We start from the raw sequence: 9,208 nt of genomic DNA on the forward strand, positions 1-9,208 counted from the left end.
TTCAAGCCTCTTAGTAAAGAGACATATATTGATCGCGTTCCCATTGGTGAACTTGTGTTCTAAAGATATCCCACTCAATCTCTTTCGCTTCGATGAAGTGCTCAAGTAAGTGTTCTCCTAGTGCACCGCATACTACTTCATTAGATTGTAATGTAACTAACGCTTGCGCTAATGTTGCTGGTAAGTCAACGATACCTGCTTCTTCGCGCTCTTCTTTTGTCATTACATAGATGTTACGGTCTACTGCAGCTGGTGGAGTTAATTTGTTTTTAATTCCATCAAGACCTGCAGCTAATAATGTAGCCATTACTAAATATGGGTTTGCAGCTGGGTCAACACTACGTACTTCTACGCGTGTACTAATACCACGAGATGCAGGGATACGTACTAACGGGCTACGGTTTTGTGCAGACCATGCTACGTAACAAGGCGCTTCATATCCAGGTACTAGACGTTTATATGAGTTTACAGTTGGGTTTGCTATCGCTGTAAATGCTGGTGCATGTTTTAAAATACCTGCGATGAAGTGACGAGCATCATCACTTAATTGTAAGTCACCGTTTGCATCAAAGAATACGTTCTCACCATTTTTAAATAATGATAAGTTACAGTGCATACCTGAACCGTTCACACCGTATAGTGGTTTTGGCATAAACGTTGCGTGTAAACCATGTTTACGAGCAATTGTTTTTACAACAAGTTTGAATGTTTGAATGTCATCACATGAGCGAATTGCATTTGCATATTTAAAGTCAATTTCGTGCTGCCCTGGAGCAACCTCATGGTGAGATGCTTCAATTTCAAATCCCATTTCTTCAAGTTCAAGAACGATATCACGACGACAGTTTTCCCCTAGATCCATCGGCGCAAGGTCGAAGTATCCACCGTTATCGTTTAGTTCTAATGTTGGATTTCCTTTTTCATCAACCTTAAATAGGAAGAATTCTGGCTCTGGTCCAAGATTGAAGTCTGAAAATCCTAAAGCTTCCATTTCTTTTAACACACGTTTTAAGTTGTTACGTGGGTCTCCATCAAATGGAGTGCCATCTGCATTGTAAATATCACAGATTAGTCGAGCTACTTTACCTTTTTCAGCTGTCCAAGGGAAAATTACCCAAGTGTCTAAATCAGGATATAAATACATATCAGACTCTTCAATACGTACGAAACCTTCAATCGAAGATCCATCAAACATCATTTTGTTATCAAGAGCTTTCGTTAATTGTCTCACTGGAATCTCTACGTTTTTAATTACCCCTAAAAGGTCCGTAAATTGTAAACGGATATACTTTACATTCTCTTCTTTCGCCAAACGGAAAATATCTTCTTTTGTGTATCTAGACATTATAAATTCCTCCTTAGTCCCTCTAATCGCCTTCAGAATCAGTTATCTTTAGTGAAAAAATCTTGAAATGTCACCTTGTCGCAATGAAGTTCGATTGAATCTACCTGTATGTTGTAGTTCATCTCGAAGTATTTTGCGAAGCTCAGTTTTTGAAATTTCTTTCGTTTCTTCTTTTACTTTCACTGCTTCTGTTTGATTTTCTTTCATTAGTAACACTTGTTTAATACCAGCCATATTCAGGCCTTGATCTAACAAATCTTTAATTTCTAACAACTTATCTACATCGTTAAATGAAAATAATCTACGATTCCCCTTTGTACGGGTTGGAGAAACAAGATTATGCTCTTCATAGTAGCGAATTTGACGTGCAGACAATTGTGTTAAATCCATAACAATACCAATAGGAAACAGCGGGGCAGAACGTCTATCTTCTTTCATTTTTCAGTTCCTCCTTCGCCTTAACTGCTTCTCATTTTATACCATGTTATGTTTAGTGTCAATAGATGTTAGCTTTTCTCACATGATTTTTTATAATTTTTTTTACGAATTTTTTCATTCTTTTTTCTAATCGCATAAATCATTACTTTTATACGAAAAAAGCTGCCAAAATCGACAGCTTCCCATTAAGAAATTATTAATAAATTCTTTTCAATCAATTCGTCAATCGCAGAACAAATCGCAATTTTAACATGCGAATACGTTAAGCCACCTTGCACATACGCAACATACGGTGGTCTAATTGGACCATCAGCAGACAATTCAATACTTGCACCTTGAATAAACGTTCCCGCCGCCATGATTACATCATCTTCATAACCTGGCATATAGTTTGCATACGGAGTAAAATGCGAATTAATTGGAGATGCATATTGAATCGCTTGGCAGAAGGCAATCATACGGTCTTTATCATCAAATTGAACCGATTGAATTAAGTCTGTTCTTGGCGCATTCCACGCTGGTGACGTGTTCATTCCTAACTTTTCTAAAAACGCAGCTGTAAAAATTGCACCTTTCAGCGCTTGTCCTGCAACATGTGGCGCTAAGAAGAACCCTTGATACATTTCTTGCAGACTGTATAAAGACGCTCCAGCTTCCGCACCAATTCCCGGAGATGTTAAACGATATGCACACGCTTCAACATACTGTTCTTTCCCGACAATATAACCGCCAGTTTTAACAATTCCGCCGCCCGGGTTTTTAATAAGTGAACCCGCCATTAAATCTGCACCAACATGACATGGCTCTTGCTCTTCAATAAACTCGCCATAACAGTTATCTACAAACACAACAACATCAGGTTTAATTTCTTTAACAAACGCGATCATCTCTTTAATTTGAGAAATAGTAAACGATGGACGAGTAGCATAACCTTTCGAACGCTGAATACCGATCATTTTCGTATTATTATGAATCGCCGCTGCAACAGCCTCAAAATCAACAAGCCCAGCACTAGTTAGCGGAACTGCATTGTAACCGATATTATATTCTTTAAATGAACCTACACCTTTCCCACGCACACCAACAATTTCCTCTAACGTATCATACGGTTTCCCAGTGATATACAATAACTCATCTCCCGGGCGTAAAATACCAAATAACGCTGTAGAGATAGCGTGAGTACCTGAAATAATTTGCGGACGAACAAGTCCAGCTTCCGCCCCAAATACATCAGCATACACTTTTTCTAACGTATCACGGCCAATATCATCATAACCATAACCTGTTGTCGGGATAAAATGCGAGTCACTAATTTTATGTTTCCGAAAACTTTCTAATACACGAAACTGATTGCTTTCAATCACTTCATCCGCACGTTTATGTACTTCTGTAATCTGACTCTCTACTTCTTTTACAATTGGAGCAATTTTTTCTCCATTTTTCAAACGATCAAACATTTTTATTTTCTCCTTCTTCCACTAAAAATCTCTTTAATTGCACATTAAGCGATGAATGAGTAAAAATATACCCTGCACAATCATATACAAATTTATCTTCCAGAAACTCCATCTTTGCTAATAGCGTTTCCGTCTTTAAAAGCGTTAATAACTTACCTTCACTCGGAGGGATTTCTACTCGATAACGATCCATTTCTTTCTTCATTTTCATTTCTATCGCTTCTTTTATACGCAATACATCACTTTCTTCAAAAGCACTAGTCATTAAGAAATCACTTTTCGGAAACGGAATAAAGTTTTGATGTAATTCATCTTTTTTATTATATAACGTAATAATAGGAATATGATTAATTTCAAGTTCTGATAATAATCGTTTTACTGTTTTTTCATGCCCTATGTAGTTAGGATCCGCAGAATCAACTACATGTAAAATGACATCTGCTTCCCCCGCTTCTTCCAGTGTCGAACGAAAAGCAGCGATTAATGAAGTGGGTAAATCTTGTATAAAACCAACAGTATCGGTTAGTAATACTGTATAACCAGAAGGTAACGGCATCTTCCTCGTCGTTGGGTCTAATGTTGCAAACAGAAGGTTTTCTTCAAACGTATCAGCTTCCGTTAATCTATTAAACAGTGTCGATTTCCCTGCATTTGTATACCCTATTAACGAAACTTGAAATACTTTATTATCTTTTCTTCTCTCACGATATCTTTTTCGATGTTCCACAACAACTGCAAGTTGTTTCTTTATTTCATCAATACGGGATCGAATATGACGACGATCCGTCTCTAATTTCGTCTCACCCGGTCCTCTCGTTCCAATACCACCACCAAGACGCGATAAGGACAATCCTTGCCCCATAAGACGCGGCATTGTATATTGCAACTGAGCTAATTCTACTTGAAGCTTACCTTCCCTCGACTTCGCACGTTGCGCAAAAATATCCAGTATTAGTTGCGTTCGATCAATTACTCTCGCATCTAATACTGAGGATAAATTCCGAATTTGACTCGGCGTTAATTCATTATTAAATACAATAACATCCGGCTCTAATTCTTCAGTTAACATTGTAAGCTCTTCTAATTTCCCTTTACCTATGTAAGTTGCCGGATGAAACTTTGGTCGTTTTTGCGTTGTTGACACTAACAATTCTGCTCGTGCAGTCTTCGCTAGTGATGCAAGCTCTTTCATGGAATGCATAAATTTTTCATCATCATCTTGTGGCAATTGACAGCCTACTAATATGACTTTTTCTTTTTCTTCCATCAAATATGTTCACTCATCCTTTTCGAAATTTAAACCTTCTAATATAATAGCAGAGGAAGCACATTTCATCTAGTTAGCGGGGGAGAAAATTCATGGCATGGGAGATTTTTAGCATCATAGGCACAATCGCTTTCGCACTAAGCGGAGCCATTGTTGCAATGGAAGAGGATTATGATATTTTCGGGGTGTATATTTTAGGAATGGCAACCGCATTTGGGGGAGGTGCCCTTCGTAATTTATTAATCGGTTATCCGATTGTCGCGTTTTGGCAACAAGACATGTTATTCCAAATCGCACTTTTATCAATGACTATTATTTTTCTTTTTCCAAATAAGTTAATTAGACATTGGAAAAAGTGGGAAAATATCACTGACGCTATCGGCTTATCAGCATTTGCTGTACAAGGAGCATTATATGCCCAAAAATTAAATTTACCAATTAGCGCCACAATTGTAGCAGCTGTTTTAACTGGTATCGGCGGCGGTATCATTCGCGATCTTTTAGCCCGCAGAAAACCTCTCGTTCTTCGAGCTGAAGTATATGCCTTTTGGACAATTTTAGCAGGTTTCTTAATTGGCGCTCAAATTATTGTTAGCGATTGGGCTCTTTACATTTTATTCATTTTAATTGTTTGCTTCCGCATGGTTTCTATTCATTACAAATGGCATTTACCGCACAGACGTATCGAAACGAAAGAACGTTCAATGCATAAATAGCAATCTAACCTCTTTACATATCGTAAAGAGGTTTTTCTTTTCTAACGATTTTTTCTTTATATAATGTTTATACTAATTTTTAAAGTGAGGTGAATACAAATGACAAACCACGTTAATAAAGGAGCTCAAAAAAGCTCAGTAAATCAATTCGGGCACGATCCTAATTCAGCACACGAAAAGAGCGCTAAAATGGAACACTTCCATAAAGCACACCAAGAAAAAGCAAAAAAAGAGTAAACGAACTTATACACAAAAATCGACGCACAGTTTATGTACTGTGCGTCTCCTCTTCGAGCATCAAATCCATACTCGATATTCCAATTAAATCATTTTTATCATAGGCATCTTCTTGCAACAACCGCATCGCCTGTGTACGAATTGATTTTTCAACAATATTCCGTACATACCGCCCATTACTAAACGATGTAATTTGCGACGAATACTTTACAGCATGTAAATGATCCCTAAATTTCCATTCAGCCTCTTTCGATAACTGATATTCACGCTCTTCATACATTCTTTTCCCAATTTCCAACAACTGATTTACCGAGTAATCCGCAAATTCAATAATAAATGGAAAACGAGATTGCAGCCCTGGATTTAATGAAAGAAAGTGATTCATCTCTCTTGAATATCCAGCTAAAATCAATACAAAACCATGTTGTTTATCTTCCATATGTTTTACAAGCGTATCAATTGCTTCTTTTCCAAAGTCCTTCTCTCCTCCTCGAGCTAAAGAATACGCCTCATCAATAAACAAAATACCTCCCATTGCTTTTTTTATTAAGTCTCTTGTTTTTTGGGCTGTATGGCCGATGTACTCTCCTACAAGATCAGCACGTTCAGCTTCAACCAAGTGGCCTTTCGATAGAATATTCATCTCAAACAGCAATTTTCCTATCATTCTAGCAACTGTTGTCTTCCCTGTACCTGGATTCCCTTTAAACAGCATATGAAGTACTTGCTTCTCTGACTTCAATCCCTTCTCTTGTCTTTTTTTATTCACATAAATCCAAGCATATATTTCTTTTATTATCTTTTTTATATCATCCATCCCAACAAGCTTCCCCATCTCTTCTTCAATTCTCTGCAGCATTTCATGTTTAATTGTAGTTTCATTTGAAATTACCGTTTTATTTTCTGCGGCTGGCAAAGAAATTTTCTTTCGATGGTTTAACACAATATTAATTTGATTATTGTTTTTCTTTCGCATCGATTGTTCCATACAATCACCTCATTTTATCCACTCACCAAATATTATTATTCCTGTCCCCCTTGTAAATGCCTATTTTCAGAAAAGTTTGCTATAATATAAGAAATAATTAAGGTGGTGGGACTATGGAGACAACGGAATTCCATGATACAATACAAGCCTTTTCTATTTTTTTATTGAATAAAGGCCGAAAACCCTCAACTATTAAACGTTATGTTTATGACGTTGAAGACTTCGGACATTGGTTAGAAAAAAACAAAAAGCTCCCTTCCAGTAATATATGGGCTACACTTTGTACAAAAGACTACGAAGATTACTTTTCCGATTTAAAAACGAATCGACATTACTCAGAAAAAACGATGCATCGTGTATTTATTGTACTAAATAGAATGCATCATTTTCTAAACATTCCTAATCCATTGAAAAATATGGAGATATCTATTCAACCAGACCGTACACTTCGTAACGAAGATTTCATTTCACCTGATGAAGAAAAAAGGTTAAAGTATATAGTCACTTCATTAGAAGGACTTTCAGAAAAACAACTTCCTGTGCGCCCCTTATTAATGGATCGCAATATTGCTATTTTAAATCTATTGATTGACTACGGTTTATCCTTACAGGAACTTACAGCATTAACAATGCATCACGTTCACTTTGAAACTAACACATTATCAATCCCAGCAACCGCAGGTGTAGAAAGAACAATTACATTAGCAAAAGAAGACAAAAAACAACTATATAATTATTACAAAAGCATCCCGGAACCAGTTCGCCCCAAATACCATAGTGATGATCCATTATTTGTCGCATTCGATTTTAACCGTGGAACATACAGGTGGGTATATGAAAATGATGCACCAAAGGCATTAACGGAAATTGCTATACAAAAAATGATTCGCCTCGAAGTGGCTAGAGCCAATTTACGTAAAGGAATTTCAGGACAACATTTTCGTAACACCTATATTTTAAACTTAATAAAAAAAGAAACTCCTGAATCAGAAATTATAAAACTCGCTGGATTCAAATCAAAAATTTCATTAAAGCGATATTATCAATACGCAGAAAATAGAAAAAACGCCTTATTGTAAGGCGTTTTTTCTATTTTTTCTTTAAACAAACGATTTTACTATGACCATTTAACTAATTTCTGCATCTACTATGATGAGTTTCGTTCACATTTTCGTGAGAAAGGAGAGATTTAATGTCTCGTTATAACGACAATCAAAACAAATTCTCCAAACCATGCTTTCCAAGTAGCGCCGGACGAATCCCAAATACTCCATCAATCCCAATTACTAAAGCTCAACTTAGAACATTTCGTGCGATTATTATTGATTTAACAAAAATAATCCCAAAACTTTTCGCAAATCCATCTCCCCAAAATATTGAAGATCTAATCGATACATTGAACCTACTGAGTAAATTTATTTGTTCACTAGACGCTACTTCCTCCCTGAAAGCACAAGGGTTAGCTATTATTAAAAACTTAATAACTATATTAAGAAATCCAACCTTTGTAGCAAGCGCTGTATTTATTGAGCTTCAAAATCTCATTAACTATTTACTATACATTACAAAATTATTCCGAATTGACCCTTGCACACTTCAAGAGCTCCTTAAATTAATAGCAGCATTACAAACTGCTCTAGTTAATTCTGCTTCGTTTATTCAAGGACCTACCGGACCTACTGGACCAGCAGGCGCTACTGGTGCCACTGGACCTCGAGGTAACACTGGTGCCACTGGACCTCAAGGACCTCAAGGTAATACAGGCGCTACCGGTAATACAGGCGCTCAAGGACCTGCTGGTGCTACCGGCGCTACTGGACCTCAGGGACCTCAAGGTAACACGGGCGCTACCGGCAATACAGGTGCTCAAGGACCTGCTGGTGCTACGGGTGCTACTGGACCTCAAGGTAACACAGGTGCTACCGGCAATACAGGTGCTCAAGGACCTGCTGGTGCTACGGGTGCTACTGGACCTCAGGGGCCTCAAGGTAACACGGGCGCTACCGGACCTCAAGGTGTTCAAGGTAACACGGGTGCTACGGGTGCTACCGGCGCTACTGGACCTCAAGGTGTTCAAGGTAACACAGGTGCTACCGGCGCTACCGGTGCCACTGGCGCTACGGGTATAGGAGTTACCGGACCTACCGGACCTTCTGGCGGGCCTCCTGGACCTACTGGACCTCAAGGTAACACGGGTGCTACTGGTGCTACTGGACCTCAAGGTGTTCAAGGTAACACAGGTGCTACTGGTGCCACTGGCGCTACTGGACCTCAAGGTGTTCAAGGTAACACAGGTGCTACGGGTGCTACTGGTGCTACTGGTGCCACTGGACCTCAAGGTGCTCAAGGTAACACAGGTGCTACTGGTGCCACTGGCGCTACTGGACCTCAAGGTGCTCAAGGTAACACAGGTGCTACGGGTGCTACGGGTGCCACTGGACCTCAAGGTGTTCAAGGTAACACAGGTGCTACGGGTGCCACTGGCGCTACTGGACCTCAAGGTGTTCAAGGTAACACAGGTGCTACGGGTGCTACTGGTGCTACGGGTGCCACTGGACCTCAAGGTGCTCAAGGTAACACAGGTGCTACGGGTGCCACTGGCGCTACTGGACCTCAAGGTGCTCAAGGTAACACAGGTGCTACGGGTGCCACTGGCGCTACTGGACCTCAAGGTGCTCAAGGTAACACAGGTGCTACGGGTGCCACTGGCGCTACTGGACCTCAAGGTGCTCAAGGTAACACAGGTGCTACGGGTGCCAC

9 protein-coding genes are annotated in these 9,208 nt (G+C 39.1%); 4 read left to right on the forward strand and 5 right to left on the reverse strand.

Annotation, left to right across the window (positions count from 1 at the left end; all coding sequences use genetic code 11):
- Positions 1-10 precede the first annotated feature (10 nt).
- The 4 genes from glnA to hflX form a co-directional block, all read right to left on the reverse strand.
- Positions 11-1,345, reverse strand: coding sequence for a type I glutamate--ammonia ligase (gene glnA, locus ACTFSL_RS29275; RefSeq protein ID WP_000092763.1), 1,335 nt, complete (start codon positions 1,343-1,345; stop codon positions 11-13).
- Between the two features lie 48 nt (positions 1,346-1,393).
- Entirely contained in the window at positions 1,394-1,783 is a 390-nt protein-coding gene (gene glnR / locus ACTFSL_RS29280; protein WP_000656783.1) for a transcriptional repressor GlnR, read from the reverse strand.
- 185 nt (positions 1,784-1,968) lie between these two features.
- Positions 1,969-3,240: a methionine gamma-lyase family protein gene (locus ACTFSL_RS29285; protein WP_000460304.1), complete on the reverse strand. Its 1,272-nt coding sequence runs from the start codon at positions 3,238-3,240 to the stop codon at positions 1,969-1,971.
- Entirely contained in the window at positions 3,233-4,507 is a 1,275-nt protein-coding gene (gene hflX / locus ACTFSL_RS29290) for a GTPase HflX (RefSeq protein WP_000391393.1), read from the reverse strand. Before hflX ends, ACTFSL_RS29285 begins: the two co-directional genes overlap by 8 nt.
- A 92-nt stretch (positions 4,508-4,599) precedes the next feature.
- Here hflX and ACTFSL_RS29295 point away from each other — a divergent pair, with 92 nt between their 5' ends.
- Positions 4,600-5,223: a trimeric intracellular cation channel family protein gene (locus ACTFSL_RS29295; protein ID WP_000312267.1), complete on the forward strand. Its 624-nt coding sequence runs from the start codon at positions 4,600-4,602 to the stop codon at positions 5,221-5,223.
- Between the two features lie 99 nt (positions 5,224-5,322).
- Positions 5,323-5,460 (forward strand): hypothetical protein, encoded by a 138-nt coding sequence (locus tag ACTFSL_RS29300; protein WP_000181500.1) that lies wholly within the window; start codon positions 5,323-5,325, stop codon positions 5,458-5,460.
- 31 nt (positions 5,461-5,491) lie between these two features.
- Here the strand turns inward: ACTFSL_RS29300 and spoVK are convergent, their stop codons facing one another.
- Entirely contained in the window at positions 5,492-6,448 is a 957-nt protein-coding gene (gene spoVK / locus ACTFSL_RS29305; protein WP_000438178.1) for a stage V sporulation protein K, read from the reverse strand.
- Between the two features lie 113 nt (positions 6,449-6,561).
- Here spoVK and ACTFSL_RS29310 point away from each other — a divergent pair, with 113 nt between their 5' ends.
- Positions 6,562-7,527: a tyrosine-type recombinase/integrase gene (locus ACTFSL_RS29310; RefSeq protein WP_000450326.1), complete on the forward strand. Its 966-nt coding sequence runs from the start codon at positions 6,562-6,564 to the stop codon at positions 7,525-7,527.
- A gap of 113 nt (positions 7,528-7,640) precedes the next feature.
- The coding region (locus ACTFSL_RS29315; protein WP_440042834.1) for a collagen-like repeat preface domain-containing protein at positions 7,641-9,208 on the forward strand (1,568 nt) is incomplete at its 3' end.

The sequence above is a fragment of the Bacillus cereus group sp. MYBK108-1 genome, from assembly GCF_051917185.1.
Classification (GTDB): domain Bacteria; phylum Bacillota; class Bacilli; order Bacillales; family Bacillaceae_G; genus Bacillus_A; species Bacillus_A cereus.